This window comes from Marinobacter sp. SS8-8, assembly GCF_030540945.1.
GTDB lineage: Bacteria > Pseudomonadota > Gammaproteobacteria > Pseudomonadales > Oleiphilaceae > Marinobacter.
Genome location: NZ_JASSVN010000007.1, coordinates 19,206 through 41,597 on the forward strand (window position 1 = coordinate 19,206; position 22,392 = coordinate 41,597).

The window sequence follows — 22,392 nt, forward strand, 5'->3', positions numbered from 1 at the left end:
GCCTTTGAAGGTGACAACAACAAGAGCACGGGAGATTCATTATGTTTAGACAACTCGCTACAGCCACCCTGGTTACCGGGGCGCTGTTCACCTCATCCGTCCAGGCCGACCAGTGGCACATGCCGACGCCCTATGGCGACGCCAACCTGCCCACCCAGATCGCCTATGAGTTTGCCGAGGACATCAAAAACGGCACGAATGGCGACATCACCATCACCGTTCACTCTGGCGCGTCCCTGGTCAAGCACCCGGAAATCCCGAGAGCGGTCCGGACCGGCCAGGTGCAGTTGGGAGAGATTTTCATCGGCATCATGGGTAACACCCATCCCGTCTTCAAGCACGATAACATCCCGTTCCTGGCAACAACCTATGAAGACGCCGAAAAGCTCTGGGAAGCCGCCAAACCCGAGATTGAGAAACAGCTGGACAAGGAAGGCTTGACGCTGCTGTACACTGTCCCCTGGCCGGCCCAGAGCCTCTACACCAAGGCACCGGTAAACGCGCTGGAAGACCTAAGGGGCCTGAAGATGCGTGCCTACAGCCCGTCGACTTCGCGCCTCGCGGACCTGATGAACACAACACCCACCACGGTACAGGTTCCCGAAATTCCGCAGGCGTTCAGCACCGGCATTATTGACGCGATGATCACCTCACCGTCCACCGGCGCCAACGGCCAGGCGTGGGATTACCTCTCCCACTACACTGATATAAAGGCCTGGATTCCCAAGAACGTTGTTGTTGTCAATAAACGGGCGTTCCGCCGGCTGAGCGACGAGCAGCGGAAGGTGGTCCTTGATGCCGCCGCCGCAGCTGAAGAGAAAGGCTGGAAAGGTGTTCGCAAGACCGCCGCCGAAGACACCGCAACCCTTGCAGAGCATGGCATCACCGTCTCCGAACCGTCGGATGAACTGATGGCCGAGCTTCAGAAGATCGGGGACATCATGGTCAAGGAGTGGGAACAGGAAGCTCCGGAGGAAGTCGGCGCCATCCTGTCCCGCTATCGCTGAAGATTCATTCACAGGGAGCCTCCTGACGGCTCAGGCGCTCCCCTGAGAGGCATCGGTTATGAGCTCTCTTCGAGACAGGTTCTACCTGGCATCCGGCTACGCATCGGGCTTTTGTATCGCGCTGATCATGGTGGTCATCCTTGCCCAGATCGTTGGGCGCATGTTCGGCTTTATCATTCCATCAGCAGAGGATGTGTCGGGTTACGCCCTCGCCGCCGCCACCTTTTTCGGCCTGGCCTACACCTTTCATGAGGGCGGACACATCAGGGTAACACTGGTCATTCAGAAGTGGAGCGGACGCCCGCGTTATTTCCAGGAACTGTCCGTGCTGATTTTCGGCTTCGGACTCGCCAGCTACATGACGTTCTATAGCTGGCACATGGTCTGGGAATCCTACATCTTCGGGGAAGTCTCCCACGGCTATATTCCGATACCGCTCTGGATACCCCAGATTCCGGTCGGGCTGGGCATGCTGGCCCTGAACATCGCCATCCTGGACGACCTGATTGCCATCATCCGCAAGCGCACACCGTCCTACCAGCAGCATGAAAACGAGATCAACCTGGAGGACGTGTAATGGACACTGCGTTTCTCTCCATTGTCCTGGCCGTCTCCATGATCCTGATGCTGGCGCTCGGGGTCTGGGTCTCACTGACCCTGGTCGCCATCGGCGTATTGGGATTGCTTCTCTCCGGAAATGACCAGATTGGCCTGCTGTTTGCCACATCCAGCTGGGGCGCCAGCACTGGCTGGTCACTGACCGCACTGCCGATGTTTATCTGGATGGGAGAAGTTCTGTTCCGGACGCGGCTGTCCGAGGACCTGTTCAAGGGCCTGGCACCCTGGATGGGTGGCCTGCCGGGCAAGCTGCTGCATGTGAATATTCTCAGCTGCGGCATTTTCGCCGCCGTCTCAGGTTCTTCCGCAGCCACCGCGGCAACCATCGGCCGCATGACGCTGCCGGAACTGAAAGCCCAGGGGTACAGCGACAAAATGGCGGTAGGCACCCTTGCCGGCTCAGGCACACTGGGGCTCCTGATCCCACCCTCCATCATTCTGATTGTCTATGGCGTTGCCGCAGAGGTGTCCATCGGCAGGCTGTTCGTCGCCGGCGCACTGCCCGGGCTCATGCTGGTCATCATGTTCATGGGCTACACCATGATCTGGGCGACCCTGAACAAAGATCAACTGCCCAGGAGCAGAAAGGAACACCTTTCGTTCGGCGCCAAAATCAAGGCACTGAGAATGCTGCTTCCGATTCTCGGCCTGATCATTTTTGTGCTGGGTTCTATCTATACCGGTTTTGCGACACCAACCGAGGCGGCTGCCCTGGGTGTCTTCGGCGCCCTGATCCTTGCGGCGATGACCGGCTCCCTGAGCCTCCGGAGCTTCCAGGACAGCCTGCTGGGTGCCGTAATAAGCTCCAGCATGATTGGCCTGATCCTGATTGGCGCTCACTTCCTGACGCTGTCCATGGGTTTTCTCGGGATTCCCAGGGAACTGGCTGCCTGGATTGGCGGCATGTCCCTGTCCTCGTTTGAGCTGCTGGTCAGTCTGACGGTGCTGTTCGTGCTCCTTGGCTGTTTTCTCGACGGAATCTCGGTGGTCGTCCTTACCGTGGCGGTTGTCATGCCAATGGTTCAGCAGGCGGGCATCGACCTGCTCTGGTTCGGCATCTTTATCGTACTGGTGGTTGAGATGGCCCAGATTACGCCCCCCGTGGGCTTCAATCTGTTCGTCATCCAGTCCCTGACAGGCAAGGACATTCTGTACGTTGCCCGGGCAGCCCTGCCGTTCTTCCTGCTGATCATGGCGGCGCTTTTCCTGATTGGCTGGTTCCCGGAGATTGCCACCTACCTGCCTCAGACCATGAGTCAGAGATAATGCAACACACAACGTTTTCCGGAGATACGCGATGAAACTTAATTGCGACATGGGTGAGAGTTTCGGGACCTGGACCAAGGGCATGGATGCCGAGGTCATGCCCTACATTGACATGGCCAGTATTGCCTGCGGATTTCACGCATCCGACCCGCTGACAATGGACTACACGGTGAAACTGGCAATGGCTCAGAACGTGACCATCGGCGCCCACCCCGGCTATCCGGATCTTCTCGGATTCGGCCGCCGGGACATGGACTGCCGGCCAGACGAGCTCAAGGCCATTCTGGTGTACCAGATGGCCGCTCTGAACGGAATATGCCAGGTTCATGGCACCTCCATTGCCTACGTGAAGCCCCACGGAGCCCTCTATAACCGGATGATGGTTGATAACACCACCCTGTCCGTTGTGATGTCCGCGGTTCATTCCTATGCGCCGCAATGCCCCCTGGTGGTCATGGCAACGCCGGAATGGCAGCAGGTCAAGGACCGGGCGGACGAATACGGCATCGAGGTGTGGTTTGAAGCCTTCTCGGATCGTGCCTACAGCGATGAGGGCAGACTGGTGAAACGGTCGGTCAGAGGCGCCGTCCACGAGACCACCGAGGCAATCGAACAACAGGTCACGCAGATCATCCGGGAAGGCACCGTCACCACCATTTCCGGCAAACGTATTCCGATCAAGGCCGACACCATCTGCATTCACGGTGACAGCTACCATGCCGTTGATGCGGCGCGGCACATGCGCCAGGTGGTTGAGTCGCTATGAGGATCGAGCCGGTCAACGAAAACACCTGCATGGTGTATTTTGGCGACCAGATCGGGGCGGAGTCCGCTGGGCTGGTAAAACGGGCCACCAACAGTCTGCGCCGCGACATGTCGGACATCATCATCGATCTGGTGCCGTCTTACACCTCGATCCTGGTGACCTGGAATCTTGAACAGGCTGATCGGTTTGCCATTACCCGTCGGTTGCGGGCAGCGGTAGACGCCCCGGACAGTAGCAGCGCCGGGGAAGAGTCATCACGCATTGTTGAACTGCCCGTTTACTATGGACCCGAGGCAGGTCTGGATCTGGATGACGTTTGTGAGTACTCCGGCCTGTCCAGGGATGAGGTTGTTCGCATCCACAGCGAACCATCCTATCAGGTTTATGCCATTGGTTTTGCGCCTGGCTTTGCCTACCTGGGAAGCACCGACGAGCGGATCGCCATTCCCCGGAAGTCCACTCCGAGACTGAAGGTACCAACCGGCAGTGTCGGCATCGCAGGCACTCAAACCGCGATCTACCCGAGCCCCACCCCCGGTGGCTGGCAGATTATTGGCCGTACCCCGCAGAAAATGATTGATTGGGAAAGCGAGTCCCTGGCACGGGTTCAGGTTGGTGACCAGGTGCGCTTCCGCCCCATCAGCCGGAGCGAATTCATTGAGCTGGGAGGCAACCTCGATGAGCTTTGAAGTGCTCGAACCCGGAATGCTGGCCCTGATTCAGGATTCCGGCCGTTACGGCTACCAGCATATAGGCGTAACAACAGGCGGGCCGATGGATGAGTTTGCGTTCTTCTGGGCAAATCGTCTGCTGGATAATGACCTCAACGCGGCCCAGGTGGAAATCACCTTTGGCAGGTTCAGTCTGCTGGCGCAGCACGACGCCTGTATTGCCATCACTGGCGCCGACCTCGGAGCCAGAATCAATGACCGGGAAATTGCCCCCTGGCGGACCCATCGTATCAGCTGCGGCGACCGCCTGGATTTCACCGCACCGGTGAGCGGCCTAAGGGCCTACCTGGCGGTCAGTGGCGGGTTTCGACCGGCCATGAAGCTGGGCAGCTGCGCCACAGTCAGCCGTGAAGGTCTGGGCGGCCTGGATGGGCATGGAGCAAAGCTCGCGAAAGGTGATCGCCTGGAGTTTGACCGGGCTGAAACCTTCGTTGCGGCGCTCCTTCCCGAACCGGAAATTCCCGATTACCGCCAGCACCTGAGCCTGGGTGTGATTCCCGGCTATCAGTACCGAGATTTTCCGGCGGTCCAGCGCATGAAGTTTTTCTCGGGCGACTACCAAGTCAGCCAGAATATCGACAGGATGGGGTACCGCCTGAAAGGCGATGCCATTCATTCGGATCTGGACGGGATTGTGTCGGAAGGGATCGCCTATGGCGCCATCCAGGTGCCCAGCGACGGCCAGCCGATTGTCCTGATGAAGGACCGGCAAACCATTGGCGGCTACCCGAAAATAGGCTGCCTGAGTGCCCTGGATGCCGGTCTTTTGTCCCAGAGGGCACCTGGCACATCGGTCAGCTTCTACCCTTCGGATGTGGCCGAGGCCGAAGCCCGCCGACTGCTGTTTAACAGGCGCCTGAAAACAGGCGCGCCCGGCATCAGGGCTGACTGACACCAGGCGCGTCTGGTATTGATTGCCGCCGCTTATTCGGAGGCGGCAATCAGGCTGGCGTTACCGCCCGCGGCGGTCGTATCGACACACAAGTGACGTTCAATCACAAACCGCTGATCCAGCGTGTGCTCGGTAATCATTGGCAGCAGTGCCCCGTCACGCCTGGCCAGTGCCTCACGGTATTGCTTCAGCAGGGACTGCACACCACAGCTCACCACCGCCTCGAAGCCATCAACCGTGGCCAGTGCTTCCGGCTCAAGCAGCCCTTCCACGCCGGTAATCGGCAGCCCTGCCTTCGCAGCCTGGTTCACGGCATCCTGAACACCCGGTGCAATCACCACCACCTTATTGCCCTGGGACAACGCGGCACCGGCCTGCTCCAGAGCGGTTTCCTTGTCCGGCCCCAGACAGAGCACGATACCGCGGGCATGGTTGGACAGGCGGTTGGTCTCGCCCGTTGGCCCCGGCAGCGCTTCCACGTAGGCATCCAGCGGCGCGGGAACATCCCCGAAGATGGGCTTCAGGGTCTCAATTCGGGCTTCCGGCTTCGGTGCGATCAGCTTGTCGAGCTGGCCAATCAGCTTCTGGAGCTGTTTTGCATCAACCTTTTTGGCGCTTGAGTCAGCTTCACGCGCGACTGTCTTACCTTTCAGGAAGCGACGAACGTACTGCGGACCACCAGCCTTGGGACCGGTACCGGACAGGCCTTCACCACCGAACGGCTGGGAGCCGACAATGGCGCCGATCTGGTTCCGGTTCACGTAGGTGTTACCCACCTTGATCCGGCTGCTGATGCGCTCCACCCGACGGTCAACCCGGCTGTGGATACCGAATGTCAGGCCATAGCCCTTGGCGTTGATCGAATCCACCACTTTGTCGATGTTCTTCGCCTCGAAGGTGGCCACATGGAGTACCGGCCCGAAGATTTCTTCTTCCAGCTCCTCAATGCCACTCACGCTCAGTACTGCTGGAGACACAAACAGCCCCTTCTCGGGAACCGGCAGTTTCTTCAGCAGCTTGCCGCTACGCTCGAACTTCTGGCAGTGGTCGACAATCTTCTTGCGGGCATTCTCATCGATCACCGGCCCCACATCCGTGGACAGCAACCAGGGATCGCCAATGCCCAGCTCTTCCATGGCGCCGTAAAGCATTTCCAGAAGACCGTCGGCAATGTCCTTCTGCACGTACAGCATGCGCAGCGCCGAACAACGCTGGCCGGCGCTCTGGAACGAGGACGCCAGTACGTCACGGACAACCTGCTCCGGCAATGCGGTGGAATCCACAATCATGGCATTCAGGCCACCGGTTTCCGCCACTAGCGGCGCGTCCGGGGTCATGTTTTCGGTCATGACCTTGTTAATGCGCTGGGCGGTTGCGGTGGAGCCGGTGAAGCAAACACCACTGACACGGGAATCGGAGGTCAGCGCCGCGCCGACGGTGGCACCGGTACCCGGAAGCAACTGGACGGCATCTTCGGGAATACCCGCCTGATGCATCAGTTCAACGGCCCGCACCGCCAGCAGGGACGTCTGCTCGGCCGGCTTGGCAACCACAGTGTTACCCGCCGCCAGGTTTGCCAGGATCTGCCCGGTGAAAATCGCCAGCGGGAAGTTCCAGGGTGAGATACAGCACATGACACCGCGGGCGTCGCCACGGTCCTTGTAGCGGATCGCTTCATTGGCATAATACTGGGAAAAATCCACGGCCTCGCGGACTTCGGCAATGGCATCCGCCAGCGACTTCCCGGCCTCGCGGGTAGTGAGGGCAAACAGCTCATCGACGTTCTCTTCGTATAGATCCCCCACCTTGCGAACACAGGCCGCCCGCTCTTCAGCGGACTTCCGGGACCAGCTCTTGAACGCGGCCGCAGCGGCGGTAATGGCGGTATCCACGTCGGCGTCACAGGCCTGGGTTACCTGCCCGACCAGGTCATCCGGATCCGCCGGGTTACGAACGACCTGCACTTCCGTGCCTGCCACCTCTCCGGAAATCACCGGGCCACCCTTCCAGCGGTAGTCCTTGTACGCACCCCGGCCCTTTTCAATATCGTCCACGGTAACCGGATCGGTAATATCCCAGCCCCTGGAGTTGCGACGCTCCTCGCCAAACAGCTTGTACGGGTGCACGATCGCCTTGCTGGAGATGTTGTCGCCCATCTCCTCCACGCTGACAATCGGGTCTTTCGCGATTTCTTCCGGAGTTATGCTGGTATCGACAATCTGGTTAACGAAGGAGCTGTTGGCCCCATTCTCCAGAAGTCGACGCACCAGGTACGCCAGCAGATCCTTATGGGGACCAACCGGCGCGTAAATGCGACAGGGCACACCACTGACTTTCAGCACTTCGCTGTGCAGGGACTCGCCCATGCCGTGCAGACGCTGGAATTCGTAATTGTCCACGCCTTTGGTTTTGGCCATCTCCAGAATGGCGGAGACGGAATGGGCGTTATGAGTGGCGAACTGCGGGTATATGCGGTTCGTCATGTTCAGCAGTTTGGTGGCGCAGGAGAGGAACGCGACATCACTGCAGGCCTTGCGGGTAAACACCGGAAAACCATTCAGGCCCATCACCTGGGCACGCTTGATTTCGGCATCCCAGTAAGCGCCCTTGACCAGGCGCACCATGATCTTGCGGTCGTACGCCTCGGCCAGCCCATAAATCCAGTCAATCACGAAGGAAGAGCGCTTGCCGTAAGCCTGAACCACAATGCCAAAGCCATCCCATCCGGCCAGTTCGGGGTCTGACACCAGCGCTTCAATGACGTCGAGGGACAGATCAAGACGGTCCTGCTCTTCAGCGTCGATATTGAACCCCATATTGGCGGCCGCCGCCTTCCTGACCAGTTCGCGGGCACGGGGCAGCAACTCGTTCATCACCCGCTCCTTGTTGCCGTACTCGTAACGGGCCAACAGGGCCGACAGCTTCACGGAAATGCCCGGATTCTTGCGCACATCGCCCTTGCTCGCCCTGGCGATGCTGCTGATCGCGTTGGAGTAGGCGTCGTAGTAGCGCTTGGCGTCGTCATCCGTGCGGGCAGCTTCACCCAGCATGTCATAGGAATAGGTATAGCCCCTGGCCATGTAACCCCTGGCTTCGTCCTGGGCTTCATCGATGTCGCGGCCCAGCACGAACTGGCGGCCCATCTCCTTCATCGCCTGGCCGGCCACAGTACGAATCACCGGCTCACCAAAACGCTTGAGCAGTTTGCGCAGGGTTTCGCCCACGGTGTTGCGCTCGGAATCCTTGAGCAGGTTGCTGGTCATCAACAAGGCGACGGTCGCGGTGTTGATAAGCGATGACGACGCCTTACCCACGTGGCTACCCCAGGCACCCGACGTGATCTTGTCTTCAATCAGTTCGTGGATCGTAGTGTTGTCAGGCACGCGCAACAGCGCCTCGGCCAGACACATAAGGGCAACGCCTTCCCTGGTGGTCAGGCCATACTCCGCCAGGAACTTCTCCATGATGGTGGACTTGGCATTCTTGCGGACGCTACGCACCAGGCCGGCGGCACGGGCGGAAATGGCATCCCGTTCAGTCTGGGACAACTGGGCGCCAGCAATCATCTCGTGGATCACCTTGTGCTCATCCGCAAGAATGTATTCACGGATCGCCTGCCGGCTATCACCAAGCTCCGGCGTCTCTGATTGCTGCGGTCTCATAGCTGTACCCTCTTAGTTGTTTGTCTCTCCGGCATTCTACCGAGATCAACAAAGACTATTTCTCTTTAAAAACCAGGCATGCACGACATTACATCTTTTTTATATGGATCAGAGTTTAATAATTTTCTCGAAAAATAGTATTCTTTAGGTGATTTGCCTGACCCATTCCCGCTATCCGGCTTTTGCGGCCAGCTCTCTCAGCATTCCGTGCGCCACCGAGAAAACGGCACAATCCACATCGCTTGCGGATTGCATATCGCTCAGCATGCGCTGCCACCGGCCGAGCAACGCCTGTTTGTCATCTCGCCATGCATCAAGCCGCTCGACCGGGGTTCCGTCACCCTCCACCGGCTCGGAAAACACGCTGAGCGTAAGGTTTCGCAACTGGTGATCCAGTTCATCCCGGTAGTGGATGGTCGCCAGCACCTGCCAGTGGCCAATTGCCCGGAATGCCCGCATTTGCCGGTCCAGCCAGGTCAGGTTCAGACTTTCGCCAAGCCTGAAATAGACCCAGGCAACAGATCCCAGATCCTGGCCCAACTGACGGGAAATCTCGATCATATCCATCAGCCAGTAACGGCTTTCCGCGGAAGCGCACCAGGCTGACAAACCCTCCGGAACCTTCCGCTCACAATACTCAGCATAGCTTTCGTGCCAGCGGCTTGCAGGAATCACCGATTCCAGACGCTCCTTGGAGGCCAGAACATCGGCAAGCGGCGCCCGGTAATGATCAATACACGACACCGGGTCCAGCGCCTGGCGACGGTTCTGCAACAGCCAACTGGTGCTTCGGGTCACCAGGCGGATGGCATCGGCAAACAGCTCTGCCTGCACATCCGCGCTGACTTTTCCGTCCAGCGCTTCAATGGCTTCCCAGTGAGCGTCTACGTCATGAACCCGGAGGGAGATCAGGTAAGCCGCGGCAATCCGGCCCGCATCCGCGCCGGTGGCACTGCGGATCCGGTCGAACCAGGTGATTCCCATGCGGTTCACCAGATCATTGGCAATCTGGGTTGCTGAAATTTCGGCCCGCAGCGGATGAGCACCTACCGCTTCCGGAAAAGCCGCCAGCAAGGACGCCGGAAACGCCGAGTGAAGCGCAGCATTAAACCGGGGGTCATGCACAATTGGAGCTGCCACCAAAGCCTGTTTCAGCTCGATCTTGGCGTAGGACACCAGTACCGCCAGTTCCGGCCGGGTCAGGCCGGCACCGCGCTCCCGGCGGACCTGCAGTTCTTCATCGGAGGGCAGGAACTCAAGGCCGCGGTCCAGTTTGCCCTCAGTCTCCAGCCGCCGCATCAGCCGCTCATACTGATCCGCGCTGGCGACCGCTGTGTTCTGCGCCAGGCTCAGCGCCATGGCCTGCCGATAGTTGTTTCTCAGCACCAGGTCCGCCACTTCCGGGGTCATTGCCCGGAGCATCCCGTTACGCTCGCGCAGGGTCATCCGCTGCCGGTGTACCAGATCATTGAGAAGGATCTTGATATTGACCTCATGGTCCGAGCAGTCCACTCCACCGGCGTTATCGATGAAATCGCTGTTGGCGGAGCCGCCGAGGCGGGCAAAATCAATCCGCGCCCGCTGGGTCACGCCAAGGTTGCCACCCTCACCCAGCACCTTGCAACGCAGCTGGTTACTGTCGATTCTCAGGGCGTCGTTGGCCTTGTCGCCCACATCTTCATGGGATTCAAAGGGCGCTTTCACGTAGGTGCCAATACCACCGTTCCACAACATGTCCACCGGCGCCCTGAGCAGGGCGCTGATCAACTCGGCGGGTGGCAGCGTCCGGGCCTTGGTACCGAGCATCCGCCGCATCTCCGGAGACACCGGAATGGACTTCATGGAGCGCGCGAACACACCGCCACCATCACTGATCAGCTGTGTGTCATAGTCGGCCCAGGTTGACCCCGGCAGATTAAACAGGCGCTGACGCTCACGGAAAGACGCCCCGGTATCCGGCTGCGGATCAATAAAGATATGCTGGTGATTGAAGGCGCCAACCAGGCGAATCCGCTCTGACAACAGCATGCCATTGCCAAACACATCGCCTGCCATGTCGCCAATGCCCACCACAGTGAATTCGTCCGCCTGGGTGCCTGTGCCCTTTTCCAGAAAATGTCGCTTTACCGACTCCCAGGCGCCCCTTGCGGTAATCCCCATTTTCTTGTGGTCATAGCCCTCACTGCCGCCGGAGGCGAAGGCATCACCCAGCCAGAAGCCGTATTCTGCGGCAAGCGTGTTGGCAATGTCAGAAAACGTGGCGGTTCCCTTGTCTGCGGCAACAACCAGGTAGGTGTCGTCGCCGTCGTAACGGACCACGCTTTCCGGGGGCACAACCCTGCCGTCTTCCAGGTTGTCGGTAATGTCCAGAAGCCCCCTGATAAAGGTTTGATAGCAGGCAACGCCCTCCTCCCGCAGCGCTTCCCGGGACCCATCCTGCGGCGGCTGCTTCACCACGAAGCCACCCTTGGCACCTGCCGGCACAATTACCGAGTTCTTTACCTGCTGGGCTTTTACCAGGCCGAGAATCTCGGTGCGGTAATCCTCAATCCGGTCAGACCACCGCAAGCCACCCCGGGCGACAGGGCCAGACCTCAGATGAACACCCTCAATCCGTGGCGAGTAAACGAAAATCTCGAATTTCGGCCGCGGTCGGGGGATGTCCGGAATGGAGGAAGGGTCCAGCTTCAGCGAGAGGTAACTCCGGAATCCGCCATCCTCCTGGCGCTGGAAATAACTGGTTCGGAGCGTAGCCCGGATCAGCACGAAAAAGCGCCGGAGAATCCGGTCATCATCGAGGCTCGCTACCGCTTCAAGGGCGTCAAGTATCTCTGCCTCAACCTTGCCTGCTGAGACCCGGCCTTTCTTTCTCCCCTGCAACCGAGGATCAAACCGTTTCTGGAAGAAGGCAACCAGCATGGAGGTGATGCCAGGGTGGCGGGCCAGGGTCTCTGCAATAAAGGGCTGGCTGAAGCCGAAACGCAGTTGCTTCATATAGCGGGCATAGGCCCGGAGCAGCGCCACCTCACGCCAGCCAAGGTTACACAGCATGACCAGTTGGTTGAAATCGTCGTTTTCCGCAAAGCCATTCCAGATTTCCCGGAAAGCCCCCTGGATCAGCGGCCTGGCTGCGTCCAGGTCGGCATCCCGGCAGCGGGCATGGAGCTCAACGGTAAAGTCACTGACGCCGAAAGTTTCACCGTCCCGGCGCCGCACCCGGTAGGGATGTTCACCGAGCACCCGCATGCCCAGGTTCTCGAGGATCGGGATCACATCGGACAGAACAACCGGCTGCCCCTCGCTGTATAGCTTGAAGTGAAATCCCGTTTCGGAAGAATCCCGGGGCTGGTAAAAGCGCATGGGCACATCGGTGCTGACGGCGATGGACTGGATCTGTTCAATATCGGCCAGTGCTTCCGCTACCGGAAACCTGGCCCGGTAGGCCGAGGGAAACCCGCCACTGAACACCTGGGCGTAACGTCCCCCCAGGGATGCTCCGAAAACCCGAACGAGCTCGGCGTGCAGATCGTCGTCCCATGATCGGGATTCCTGAACCATCCGGGCCACAATCTCACGCAGTTCAAGGGAATCGTCATTGTCGGCGGACTGGTTCTGAAGGACATCGGCAAGCTGTTCCAGCAGGGTTTGTTTTTGTAATGTGTGCGGATCGGTCATCGAAACTCTCCGGGCTTTTTACACGTTCTTTCGGCAATAGCGTAGCTGACAGTATACGCAAGCCCCGGAAGTCGCTTTGACCGTATAGTTTCGGAATCGAGGAGTTTTGATTATATTTACCGGATGATTTAGCCAATAATCCAGCCTGGAACCGACCACATGGCCGATTTGGACAGAATTGACAAATCCATTATTCGCGAGTTGCAGAAAAATTCCCGGATCACCGTTACCGAGCTCGCGTCCCGGGTGGGCCTTTCCAAAACCCCTTGCCAGGTACGGATGCGCCGGCTGGAAGAACAGGGTTACATCACCGGCTACACGGCCCTGGTCAACCAGACCAAGCTGGGCCTCAGCCACATCGCCTTTGCCCAGGTCACCCTGAACGACACCAGCAGCGGTGCCCTGGCGGCCTTCAATAAAGCCGTGAAGCAGATATCCGCGGTGGAGCAATGCCACATGATTGCCGGCAATTTCGACTACCTGCTGAAAGTCCGGACCCGGAACATGCAGGAATACCGACAGGTCCTGGGTGAGGAGATATCGGCACTGCCCCACGTGCTCCAGACCAGCACGTTTGTGGTGATGGAAAACGTGAGGGATGCAGGCATCTGACGTACGGCAAGCCGCGCCCTAAGGCTTCCTGCCGGTAGTATTACCTTTCCCCAGAAAGCGGGGCAGCGTAATTCCCTGCCGTTCAACCCAGCGATAAATCGTTGGCCGGGAGACCTCGAACTGCCGGGCCACCTCGGAAATATTCCACTGATTGGCATACAGCGCATCCAGCAAGGGGGTCGATTCGATATCTGTGCCGGGCAGGTCATCAGCCACGGGTGGCATGCGATCAGATACGCACTCCTCCGGCAGATCGTAAGCGGTTATCTCACTACCATCGCATGTCGCCTCAGCAAAGGTCAGGGCATTGACCAGTTGGCGAATATTTCCCGGCCAGTCGAAAGCCAGAAGTGCACTCACGGCATCGGCACGCAACCGGACCTCCGGAAGGCTTCCGGTGACAATCAGGTTTTCCAGCACCGACTGGATAACATGGGGGCGGTCCGCCCGCTGTCTTAACGGCGGCAATTTCAGGGAGGCACCATTGAGTCGATAGTAAAGGTCTGCGCGGAAGTCACCACGCTCGATCAACCGGGACAGATCCTGGTGGGTTGCAGCGATGACCCTGCAGTTCACGCGCACAGGCCGGTCCGCACCGATTGGCAGAATTTCGCCCTCGGCCAGAACCCGTAACAATCGGGTCTGAAGCTGCAGCGGCATATCGCCAATCTCGTCGAGGAACAGCGTGCCGCCATCCGCTTGCTGAATCAGCCCGCGCATACCCTTGGTCCGCGCCCCCGTGAAGGAACCGGCAACATAACCAAACAATTCACTTTCGATCAGTGATTCCGGAATCGCCGCGCAATTGACAGCCACGAATGCCCGTCTGGACCGGTTGCCGGAGTCGTGGATCGCCCGGGCCAGAACCTCTTTGCCGGTGCCAGTCTCACCCAGTATCAGCAAACCAACGTCCCGGTTTCTAAGCCGTTTGGCCAGTCCGAGGGTACGACGCATAACCGGATCGTCAGCGGCAAGGGCATCCAGCCCGGGAACACTCTCATCCGCAGGCAGCGTGGCTGTCTTGACCGGTCTCGGTGAGCCAATCCGGGGCTGTATCAGGGCGGCGAAGAAGGTCCTCCCGCTTCCCTGGTGTCGAAAAGCCCGCACCTGATCATCCTGATCGTAGGGAATGCTCCAGATATCTTCCAACTGGCACTCGAACAATTGGGTAAGATCGGGCTCCTGGCCCACGATGTTCTGTACAGGTGTATCCCATAAGAGTAAACGACCGGCAGTATTGCACGCTTCGACCCCGCCATTCTCGTCGATGGCAAAGAGATGCTGGCCGTTGACCTGGACAAACTCCCGGGAAACATCACAACGGAAAATCAACTGGTTGCGGTATTTGCGAAGGAAATAGGCATCCTCAATCATGCGAGCGTATAGCTGAGTCAAGTTGAGGGCAAAGGTCTGGCTGTAGCTGGCCCGGGGTGAATCCAGGGCGGATATATCCAGAACCGCCAGAAGCTCCCCGGAAGGATCCCGGATTGGCGCAGACGTGCAGGTCAGGCTGATATGACTCGCATCAAAATGATCAACCCGATGACACGTAAGCGCCTGCTGCTCCTGTATGCAGGTTCCAACGGCACAGGTGCCCGCATACTGCTCACTCCAGTCAGCGCCAAGGTAGAGGCCTGCCTGGCGCAGACGTTTATCGGACCGCCGGTCGCCCAGGTACTGCACAGTGATCCCCCGATGGTCGGTCAGCAGCAAGACGTAACCGAGCTGGGAAACCATGCCGTACAACTGCTCCACACCGGCTCTGGCAACATTGAGGAACTCATCTACCGAATCCTGATGTTCGCGTAGGGTTTGTTGCGTAACGATACGGGCGCTGCGGGGCCGACTGGGATCAAGCCCGTACTCCTTAATACAGCGTTTCCACGATCGCCCGATCAGCTCCGTCGCCGGGGATGCCTGTTTCGACCGGTCTCCCTCAGCGTAACTGAGAACAGTATCAATATGATGACGCTGGGCAAGTTGTTGCGTGGTCATGCAAAGCTCCTGAACCGATGGGGTCTTGTTGTTGTCATCTGTCAGAGGGACTACTGCAACGCTACTCAAGCTTATACCCTTTACACCTCCCGCCGCATCCTTCCTTAGTACCAGCTTCTGTATTACACCTGTAAACCCAACGGCCTGCAGTGTCTGACAAATGTAACGCCCCGGGCAAGGAGTGCTGGCCGGCACTTTGAGCATCCGCTCCTTGCGTTTTTCAGAAGACACCAAGGCTTTCAGGCACCTGCACGCCCCAGGGGGGGGGGCGGAGACCACGATGTGGCACAGCAACTGCAGTAGCCAGTCTGCGAACAAAAACTATGCAGCATGGAGAACGAACATGGCACAACACCCGGTTACGCCAACTCAACGCATCGAACAATGGCTCGCAGGTTTCAACGAGACCCTGCAATCAAACACCCCCGAACAGGCTGCCAACCACTTTGAGGACGAAGGATTCTGGCGAGACCTCGTTTCGATGACCTGGAACATAAAGACTATGGAGGGCCGGACCGAGATCCGGGACATGCTCGCCAGCATGGCCATGGACCGCCACCCCCATAACTGGCAGATTGCCGAAGACGCGACTGAACAGGACGGGATAACAGAAGCCTGGATCACCTTCGAAACCGCTGACGCATTCTGCAAAGGACATCTGCGGCTCCGTAACGGAAAAGCCTGGACCCTGCTCACCACCATGCAGGAATTGCGGGAATTCCCGGAAAAACGCAAACATCTCCGACCCAATGGCGCACAGCATGGGGCCGCCAAGTCCCGGAAGACCTGGCTGGACGCCAGGCAGAAAGAGGAGCGGGAGCTCGGTTACAGCAAACAGCCCTATTGTGTTGTTATCGGTGGCGGCCAGGGCGGTATTGGGCTGGGAGCCCGTCTACGACAACTGGATGTACCAACCATCGTCATTGAGCGCAACCCCAGGCCGGGCGACTCCTGGCGCAACCGTTACAAATCCCTTTGCCTGCACGATCCGGTCTGGTACGACCACATGCCGTATCTGCCATTCCCGGAGCACTGGCCAGTGTTTTGCCCCAAGGACAAGATCGGGGACTGGCTGGAGATGTACACCAGGATCATGGAGCTGAACTACTGGAATTCGACCGAATGCACCGGCGCGCAGTATGACGAGGCCAAACAGGAGTGGATCGTTAATGTGATCCGGGACGGGGAGCGAGTGACTCTGCGCCCGAAGCAACTGGTGCTGGCTACGGGCATGTCTGGCATCCCGAACATTCCGGACATTCCCGGCATGGACAGCTTCGAGGGTGAGCAGCATCACTCCAGCAAACATCCGGGCGGAGAAGCCTACAAGGGCAAGAAATGCGTCGTTCTCGGCGGCAACAATTCAGCCCACGATATATGTGCCGCCCTTTGGGAAAACGATGCCGACGTTACCATGATTCAACGCTCGTCCACCCATATCATCAAGTCCGATACGCTCATGGATCTGGCGCTCGGAGGCCTCTACTCCGAACAGGCGGTAGAGAATGGCATCACTACCGAAAAGGCGGATCTGACCTTCGCCTCTCTCCCCTACCGAATCATGCCTGACGTCCACAAGCCGGTTTACGAGCAGGTGCAGGAACAGGATGCGGATTTCTACAACCGACTTGGGAAAGCCGGCTTTATGCTGGATTTTGGTGATGATGGCTCCGGCCTGTTTATGAAGTATCTCCGCCGGGGCTCCGGTTATTACATTGATGTCGGCGCCTCGGAACTGGTGGCCCAGGGGGAAATCAGGTTGAAAAGCGGTGTGACCATTGAGCGCATCAACCCCAGATCCGTGACCCTGACCGACGGCACCGAACTGCCCGCAGACCTTATCGTGTATGCCACCGGATTCGGCTCAATGAATGGCTGGGCCGCCCGCATCATTTCCCAGGAGGTCGCCGACAAGGTCGGCAAATGCTGGGGCATGGGCTCGGATACTACCAAAGACCCCGGCCCATGGGAGGGCGAGCTGCGTAACATGTGGAAACCAACCCAGCAGGAAGCACTCTGGTTCCACGGCGGCAACCTGCACCAGTCTCGACATTACTCGCTGTACCTGGCGTTACAGCTGAAAGCGCGGATGGAGGGGCTGGAAACGCCTGTTTACGGATTGCAGCCGGTCCATCACCTGTCCTGATATCGCATGGGGCCCGGCCAATGGAAGGTCTGGCCCCATGGCGCCCCATCACTGCTCGTACTTCGGCTTGTACCCCCCGGCATCCACCCGGGGCCGGTCCTCTTCAGCGTCTGCAAGTGGCTGTACTTCCTCCAGGCTGGCCAGGGAGCGCAGTGTCAGTCTCTGGTATTCCTCGGTTCCCTGTTTCTTCCAGGCGGTTTCCTTGTCGCTGAGCATCCGCATCACTTTCGCCGGCGATCCGACAACCAGTGATCCCGGCTCACAAGTAAACTTTGCCTTCACAAAAGCACAGGCTCCAACAATCGAACGGGGCGCTATACGGGCCTCGTCCATCACCACCGCATTCATGCCCACCATGGCGTCCTCGCCAACAACACAGCCATGGAGGATTGCGCCGTGCCCGACGTGGCCATTCTTCTCAACGATGGTGTCCATGCCCGGGAAGGCGTGCATTACGCAGGTGTCCTGAACGTTCGAACCCTGCTTGAGAATAATCCGGCCGAAATCGGCGCGCAGCGACGCCGCCGGCCCGACATAGCAATCCGGACCGATCCAGACATCGCCGATCAGCACAGCTGTCGGGTGCACGTAGGCAGACGGGTGAACGACGGGAACAACGCCTTCTATACTGTAACTGGGCATAACGCTCTCCTGAGCAAGGCCGACAGAAATGGGACCCAAAACGTTTTTGTAATTCGTTTTCTGTATCACATTATCGTTTTCCGGAGAAATTTGCATGCCCTGAAAGGGGCTTGCAACACAAAATAGCAGGGAAAAATCTGATCCAAACCAACCACATTTGAAATTTGATAAATTATTTCATAGACATAGAAACCACACTTTATAAGTTAAGATCAAAGCGATACATAATCTGAAAAGCACAGTCCTTGACGAGTATCAATTCTAAGATATACTCATTTTTCGCAATTGATAGCGCCGTACCGGTCCAAGACGCCTTTCAAGCTATCCCCCAAAACAAACACAAACAACAGGACAACAACGCCATGACTCAGCCGAGCATTCTTCTTGAAATCGATCAGGGCGTGGCTCTGCTAACCCTGAACCGCCCAGACAACCTGAACAGTTTCAATGTCGAAATGCACGAACGCATGCGCGATGCCATCAGCACTGTGCGCAAGGATGAGTCTGTCCGGGTGTTGGTTATTACCGGCTCTGGCCGGGGTTTTTGCGCCGGTCAGGATCTTTCAGACCGCAGCGTATCCCCGGACCAGGAAATGCCGGATCTCGGCGCCTCACTGGAGAACTACTACAACCCGCTGATGCGCAGCTTGCGGGATCTGCCGATGCCGGTGCTTTGCGCCGTCAATGGCGTGGCGGCCGGCGCCGGAGCCAACATCGCCCTGGCCTGCGACATCACCCTCGCGGCTCGCTCCGCCAATTTCGTTCAGGCCTTCTGCAAGCTGGGCCTGGTACCCGACTCGGGCGGCACCTGGATCCTGCCCCGCGTGGCCGGCATGGCCCGGGCCAAAGGCATGGCACTGCTGGGAGAAAAAATCAGTGCCGAACAGGCCGAGAACTGGGGCATGATCTGGCGCTGCGTGGATAACGAGCAGCTCATGGAAGAAACCATGAAACTGGCCCGGCATTTCGCCATCCAGCCCACCAAGGGCCTCGCCCTGATCAAGCGCGCACTGCACGCCAGCGCCAGCAATACCTTTGAAGAGCAGATCAATCTGGAGCGGGACCTCCAGCGCACAGCCGGGCAGACCGAGGATTACCGCGAAGGCGTTGCCGCCTTCATGGAAAAACGCACGCCGAACTTCAAGGGGAAATAAGCCATGCCGGCACTGGACACCCAAACCAAAGTTGCCGTCATCGGCGCCGGGGCCATGGGCTCCGGTATTGCCCAGGTAGCCGCCCAGGCAGGCCATCATGTTTACCTGCACGACCAGAGAGAAGGTGCTGCTGAGGCAGGCCGTGACGGTATTGCCAAACAGCTCCAGCGTCGGGTCGATAAGGGCAAGATGCAGCAGCAGGAGCTGGACGCCATCATCGGCCGGATCCAGCCGATTGAAAACCTTAGTGAAGCAGCCGATACCGGGCTGGTGATTGAAGCTATCATTGAGGATCTCGAAATCAAACGCCAACTGCTGGCTAAGCTGGAAGAACTCTGTGCCGGGGACACGATCCTCGCCACCAACACTTCGTCCATCTCCGTCACCGCCCTCGGCGCCGGAATGAAAAAACCCGGGCGCCTGGTGGGTATGCACTTCTTCAATCCGGCACCCCTGATGGCACTGGTAGAAGTAGTGATGGGCCTGGCCACCAGCAAAACCGTCGCTGAGACGGTTCACGCCACGGCAAGCGCCTGGGGCAAGAAGCCGGTCTATGCCACCTCAACTCCCGGCTTTATCGTTAACCGTGTTGCCCGTCCGTTTTACGCAGAGAGCCTGCGCCTGCTGCAGGAACAGGCCACCGATGCCGCAACGCTGGATGCCATCATCCGCGAAGCCGGCCAGTTCCGCATGGGCGCGTTTGAGCTGACCGATCTGATCGGCCACGACGTCAATTACGCCGTGACCAATTCTGTGTTCAACTCCTACTATCAGGACCCGCGCTTCCTGCCTTCACTGATCCAGAAGGAGCTGGTGGAAGCTGGCCGATTGGGTCGCAAGAGTGGCCAGGGTTTCTATCCCTATGGCGAGAGCGCGGAAAAGCCGCAGCCAAAGACCGAGCCGGCACATCAATCCGATGAGTCCGTGGTCATTGCCGAAGGCAATCCCGGCGTCGCCGCCCCGCTGCTGGAGCGACTGAAAGCAGCCGGCCTGACCATTATCGAGCGCGACGGCCCGGGCCAGATTCGGTTCGGCGATGCCGTGCTGGCACTCACCGATGGTCGCATGGCCACCGAGCGCGCCGCCAGCGACGGCATCGCCAACCTGGTACTTTTTGACCTGGCCTTCGACTACAGCAAAGCCACCAGACTTGCCCTGGCTCCGGCCGACCAGGCTTCCGAGGCGGCGGTTTCCTGTGCCTGTGCTTTACTGCAAAAAGCGGGTATTGCCGTCAGCCTGATCGCCGATCACCCCGGACTGGTCGTCATGCGCACCGTTGCCATGCTGGCCAACGAAGCCGCCGATGCGGCCCTGCACGGCGTGGCGACGGTCGCGGATATCGATCTGGCCATGAAAGCGGGCCTGAACTATCCCGATGGTCCGCTGAGCTGGAGTGACCGGCTCGGGGCCGGCCAGGTGTTTAACGTGCTGACTAACATCCAGAACAGCTACGCAGAAGATCGCTATCGCCCTGCCCTGCTGCTTCGGAAGAATGCATTCGCACAGAAGGGGTTTTATTCATGAGCAAGATGAACCCACAAACACTCGCCGAGGAATGCGCAAAAGCCATGTTCGCGCGGGATCAAGCCAGCCAGAAGCTGGGCATGAACATTGAGTCCGTTGCCCCGGGCAAAGCGGTACTGACCATGATCATAACCGGCGACATGATCCAGGGCCACGGTTCCTGCCACGGCGGCTATCTGTTCACCCTGGCCGACTCCGCTTTTGCTTTCGCCTGCAACAGCTATGACCGGGCCACCGTCGCCTCCAGTTGCAGCATTGATTACATGTCCGGCGCCAAAGAAGGCGACCGGCTGACCGCCACTGCCGAAGAGCAGGCCCGCGGCGGCCGCACCGGCGTTTACGACATCACATTAACCAACCAGGACGGCCGCAAGGTTGCCCTGTTCCGGGGCCGCTCCTACGAGGTTCGTGGCACCGTACGCAATTCGGAGGATAATTTATGAGCGCGGACAATCTTCTCAAAGAGGCCTATATCGTCGATGCCATCCGTACCCCCATCGGTCGCTACGGCGGTGCGCTCTCCGCCGTGCGCGCAGATGACCTGGGTGCCATCCCCATCAAGGCGCTGACCGAGCGCCATCCGGATATGGACTGGTCTAAAATTGACGATGTGCTCTATGGCTGCGCCAACCAGGCCGGCGAAGACAACCGGGACGTGGCCCGCATGTCGTTGCTTCTGGCTGGTCTGCCAGTGGATGTACCGGGCAGCACCATCAACCGCCTGTGCGGTTCGGGCATGGATGCGGTCGGCAGTGCCGCCCGGGCAATCCGCACCGGCGAAACCCAACTGATGATTGCCGGCGGTGTCGAGTCCATGTCACGGGCTCCGTTTGTGATGGGCAAGGCCGAGTCCGCATTCAGCCGCAAGGCAGAGATTTTCGACACCACCATGGGCTGGCGCTTTGTCAACCCGCTGCTCAAGAAGCAGTACGGGATCGATTCCATGCCGGAAACAGCCGAGAACGTGGCGGCCGATTTCGGCATCTCCCGGGAAGACCAGGATGCCTTCGCCCTGCGCAGTCAGCAGCGCACCGCCGCAGCCCAGAAGGAAGGCCGACTGGCCGCGGAAATCACGCCGGTGATCATCCCCCGTCGCAAGCAGGACCCACTGGTGGTGGATACCGATGAGCACCCCCGTGAAACCAGTCTGGAAAAGCTGGCCTCGCTGCCAACCCCGTTCCGCGAAAACGGCACGGTTACTGCCGGCAATGCCTCCGGTGTGAACGACGGTGCCTGCGCACTGCTGCTGGCAGGCGCCGATGCCCTCAAGCAGTATAACCTCAAGCCCCGCGCCCGGATCGTTGCCATGGTCACCGCCGGCGTTGAGCCACGAATTATGGGCTTCGGGCCCGCGCCTGCCACCCGCAAGGTTCTGGCGACCGCAGGTCTTGAACTGGCCGATATGGACGTGATTGAACTGAACGAAGCCTTCGCCGCCCAGGCCCTTGCCGTCACCCGCGACCTCGGGCTGCCGGATGACGCCGGGCATGTAAACCCGAACGGGGGCGCCATCGCCCTGGGCCACCCTCTGGGCATGAGCGGTGCACGGCTGGTCACTACCGCCCTGAACGAACTGGAGCGCCGCCACGCGGCAGGCCGGAAAGCCCGTTACGCCCTCTGCACCATGTGCATCGGCGTTGGCCAGGGTATTGCACTGATCATTGAACGGACAGATGCCGTGGCCTGACGCCACCGCCCGGAC

General features: G+C 59.1%; 16 protein-coding genes. 12 read left to right on the plus strand and 4 right to left on the minus strand.

All coding sequences use genetic code 11. The features are described from left to right. Window positions 1-41 precede the first annotated feature (41 nt). Genes QPL96_RS09050 through QPL96_RS09075 form a run of 6 tightly spaced genes read left to right on the plus strand, consistent with a single transcriptional unit; the run spans window position 42 to window position 5,280 of the window. A complete protein-coding gene (locus tag QPL96_RS09050) occupies window positions 42-1,007 on the plus strand; it encodes a TRAP transporter substrate-binding protein (protein WP_303287066.1) in 966 nt (321 codons plus the stop codon). Between the two features lie 58 nt (window positions 1,008-1,065). Continuing rightward, window positions 1,066-1,584: a TRAP transporter small permease gene (locus QPL96_RS09055; protein WP_303287067.1), complete on the plus strand. Its 519-nt coding sequence runs from the start codon at window positions 1,066-1,068 to the stop codon at window positions 1,582-1,584. Beyond that, window positions 1,584-2,891: a TRAP transporter large permease gene (locus tag QPL96_RS09060; protein WP_303287068.1), complete on the plus strand. Its 1,308-nt coding sequence runs from the start codon at window positions 1,584-1,586 to the stop codon at window positions 2,889-2,891. The genes QPL96_RS09055 and QPL96_RS09060 overlap by 1 nt, the downstream gene beginning before the upstream one ends. Window positions 2,892-2,922: 31 nt before the next feature. After that, a complete protein-coding gene (locus tag QPL96_RS09065) occupies window positions 2,923-3,657 on the plus strand; it encodes a 5-oxoprolinase subunit PxpA (protein WP_303287069.1) in 735 nt (244 codons plus the stop codon). Then, window positions 3,654-4,346, plus strand: coding sequence for a 5-oxoprolinase subunit PxpB (gene pxpB / locus QPL96_RS09070; RefSeq protein WP_303287070.1), 693 nt, complete (start codon window positions 3,654-3,656; stop codon window positions 4,344-4,346). The genes QPL96_RS09065 and pxpB overlap by 4 nt, the downstream gene beginning before the upstream one ends. Then, window positions 4,315-5,280 (plus strand): biotin-dependent carboxyltransferase family protein, encoded by a 966-nt coding sequence (locus tag QPL96_RS09075; protein ID WP_303287071.1) that lies wholly within the window; start codon window positions 4,315-4,317, stop codon window positions 5,278-5,280. The genes pxpB and QPL96_RS09075 overlap by 32 nt, the downstream gene beginning before the upstream one ends. 32 nt (window positions 5,281-5,312) lie before the next feature. Here the strand turns inward: QPL96_RS09075 and putA are convergent, their stop codons facing one another. Together putA and QPL96_RS09085 are read right to left on the minus strand one after the other, a co-directional pair. Continuing rightward, a complete protein-coding gene (putA, locus tag QPL96_RS09080) occupies window positions 5,313-8,942 on the minus strand; it encodes a bifunctional proline dehydrogenase/L-glutamate gamma-semialdehyde dehydrogenase PutA (RefSeq protein ID WP_303287072.1) in 3,630 nt (1,209 codons plus the stop codon). A 171-nt stretch (window positions 8,943-9,113) separates the two neighbouring features. Next, on the minus strand, window positions 9,114-12,617 hold the full coding sequence (locus QPL96_RS09085; protein WP_303287073.1) for an NAD-glutamate dehydrogenase: 3,504 nt from the start codon (window positions 12,615-12,617) through the stop codon (window positions 9,114-9,116). Window positions 12,618-12,776: 159 nt separating this feature from the next. Between QPL96_RS09085 and QPL96_RS09090 the strand changes: the two genes are divergently transcribed. Next, window positions 12,777-13,229, plus strand: a complete 453-nt coding sequence (locus QPL96_RS09090) for an Lrp/AsnC ligand binding domain-containing protein (RefSeq protein WP_303287074.1) — start codon at window positions 12,777-12,779, stop codon at window positions 13,227-13,229. Between the two features lie 18 nt (window positions 13,230-13,247). Here the strand turns inward: QPL96_RS09090 and QPL96_RS09095 are convergent, their stop codons facing one another. Next, the gene (locus QPL96_RS09095; protein WP_303287075.1) at window positions 13,248-15,224 is read right to left on the minus strand and encodes a sigma-54-dependent Fis family transcriptional regulator; all 1,977 of its coding nucleotides are present in this window, start codon (window positions 15,222-15,224) and stop codon (window positions 13,248-13,250) included. A gap of 343 nt (window positions 15,225-15,567) precedes the next feature. Between QPL96_RS09095 and QPL96_RS09100 the strand changes: the two genes are divergently transcribed. Next, window positions 15,568-17,370 (plus strand): NAD(P)/FAD-dependent oxidoreductase, encoded by a 1,803-nt coding sequence (locus tag QPL96_RS09100; protein WP_303287076.1) that lies wholly within the window; start codon window positions 15,568-15,570, stop codon window positions 17,368-17,370. Window positions 17,371-17,418: 48 nt separating this feature from the next. Here the strand turns inward: QPL96_RS09100 and QPL96_RS09105 are convergent, their stop codons facing one another. Next, on the minus strand, window positions 17,419-18,012 hold the full coding sequence (locus QPL96_RS09105; RefSeq protein WP_303287077.1) for a phenylacetic acid degradation protein PaaY: 594 nt from the start codon (window positions 18,010-18,012) through the stop codon (window positions 17,419-17,421). A gap of 362 nt (window positions 18,013-18,374) precedes the next feature. On the opposite strand from QPL96_RS09105, the gene paaG reads away from it, so the two are divergent. Genes paaG through pcaF form a run of 4 tightly spaced genes read left to right on the plus strand, consistent with a single transcriptional unit; the run spans window position 18,375 to window position 22,377 of the window. Then, the gene (gene paaG / locus QPL96_RS09110; RefSeq protein WP_303287078.1) at window positions 18,375-19,166 is read left to right on the plus strand and encodes a 2-(1,2-epoxy-1,2-dihydrophenyl)acetyl-CoA isomerase PaaG; all 792 of its coding nucleotides are present in this window, start codon (window positions 18,375-18,377) and stop codon (window positions 19,164-19,166) included. 3 nt (window positions 19,167-19,169) lie between these two features. Next, on the plus strand, window positions 19,170-20,690 hold the full coding sequence (gene paaH, locus QPL96_RS09115) for a 3-hydroxyacyl-CoA dehydrogenase PaaH (RefSeq protein ID WP_303287079.1): 1,521 nt from the start codon (window positions 19,170-19,172) through the stop codon (window positions 20,688-20,690). Then, window positions 20,687-21,133 carry a hydroxyphenylacetyl-CoA thioesterase PaaI gene (paaI, locus tag QPL96_RS09120; RefSeq protein ID WP_303287080.1) on the plus strand — a complete coding sequence of 149 codons (447 nt, stop codon included), beginning with the start codon at window positions 20,687-20,689 and terminating at the stop codon, window positions 21,131-21,133. The genes paaH and paaI overlap by 4 nt, the downstream gene beginning before the upstream one ends. Further along, the gene (gene pcaF, locus QPL96_RS09125; RefSeq protein ID WP_303287081.1) at window positions 21,130-22,377 is read left to right on the plus strand and encodes a 3-oxoadipyl-CoA thiolase; all 1,248 of its coding nucleotides are present in this window, start codon (window positions 21,130-21,132) and stop codon (window positions 22,375-22,377) included. The genes paaI and pcaF overlap by 4 nt, the downstream gene beginning before the upstream one ends. Window positions 22,378-22,392 lie beyond the last annotated feature (15 nt).

Excerpts from the sequence above, each read along its gene's own strand:
- QPL96_RS09050 (WP_303287066.1), top strand. The coding sequence starts at position 42 with ATGTTTAGACAACTCGCTACAGCCACCCTGGTTACCGGGGCGCTGTTC.
- QPL96_RS09055 (WP_303287067.1), top strand. The coding sequence starts at position 1,066 with ATGAGCTCTCTTCGAGACAGGTTCTACCTGGCATCCGGCTACGCATCG.
- QPL96_RS09060 (WP_303287068.1), top strand. The coding sequence starts at position 1,584 with ATGGACACTGCGTTTCTCTCCATTGTCCTGGCCGTCTCCATGATCCTG.
- QPL96_RS09065 (WP_303287069.1), top strand. The coding sequence starts at position 2,923 with ATGAAACTTAATTGCGACATGGGTGAGAGTTTCGGGACCTGGACCAAG.
- pxpB (WP_303287070.1), top strand. The coding sequence starts at position 3,654 with ATGAGGATCGAGCCGGTCAACGAAAACACCTGCATGGTGTATTTTGGC.
- putA (WP_303287072.1), bottom strand. The coding sequence starts at position 8,942 with ATGAGACCGCAGCAATCAGAGACGCCGGAGCTTGGTGATAGCCGGCAG.
- QPL96_RS09085 (WP_303287073.1), bottom strand. The coding sequence starts at position 12,617 with ATGACCGATCCGCACACATTACAAAAACAAACCCTGCTGGAACAGCTT.
- QPL96_RS09090 (WP_303287074.1), top strand. The coding sequence starts at position 12,777 with ATGGCCGATTTGGACAGAATTGACAAATCCATTATTCGCGAGTTGCAG.
- QPL96_RS09095 (WP_303287075.1), bottom strand. The coding sequence starts at position 15,224 with ATGACCACGCAACAACTTGCCCAGCGTCATCATATTGATACTGTTCTC.
- QPL96_RS09100 (WP_303287076.1), top strand. The coding sequence starts at position 15,568 with ATGGCACAACACCCGGTTACGCCAACTCAACGCATCGAACAATGGCTC.
- QPL96_RS09105 (WP_303287077.1), bottom strand. The coding sequence starts at position 18,012 with ATGCCCAGTTACAGTATAGAAGGCGTTGTTCCCGTCGTTCACCCGTCT.
- paaG (WP_303287078.1), top strand. The coding sequence starts at position 18,375 with ATGACTCAGCCGAGCATTCTTCTTGAAATCGATCAGGGCGTGGCTCTG.
- paaH (WP_303287079.1), top strand. The coding sequence starts at position 19,170 with ATGCCGGCACTGGACACCCAAACCAAAGTTGCCGTCATCGGCGCCGGG.
- paaI (WP_303287080.1), top strand. The coding sequence starts at position 20,687 with ATGAGCAAGATGAACCCACAAACACTCGCCGAGGAATGCGCAAAAGCC.
- pcaF (WP_303287081.1), top strand. The coding sequence starts at position 21,130 with ATGAGCGCGGACAATCTTCTCAAAGAGGCCTATATCGTCGATGCCATC.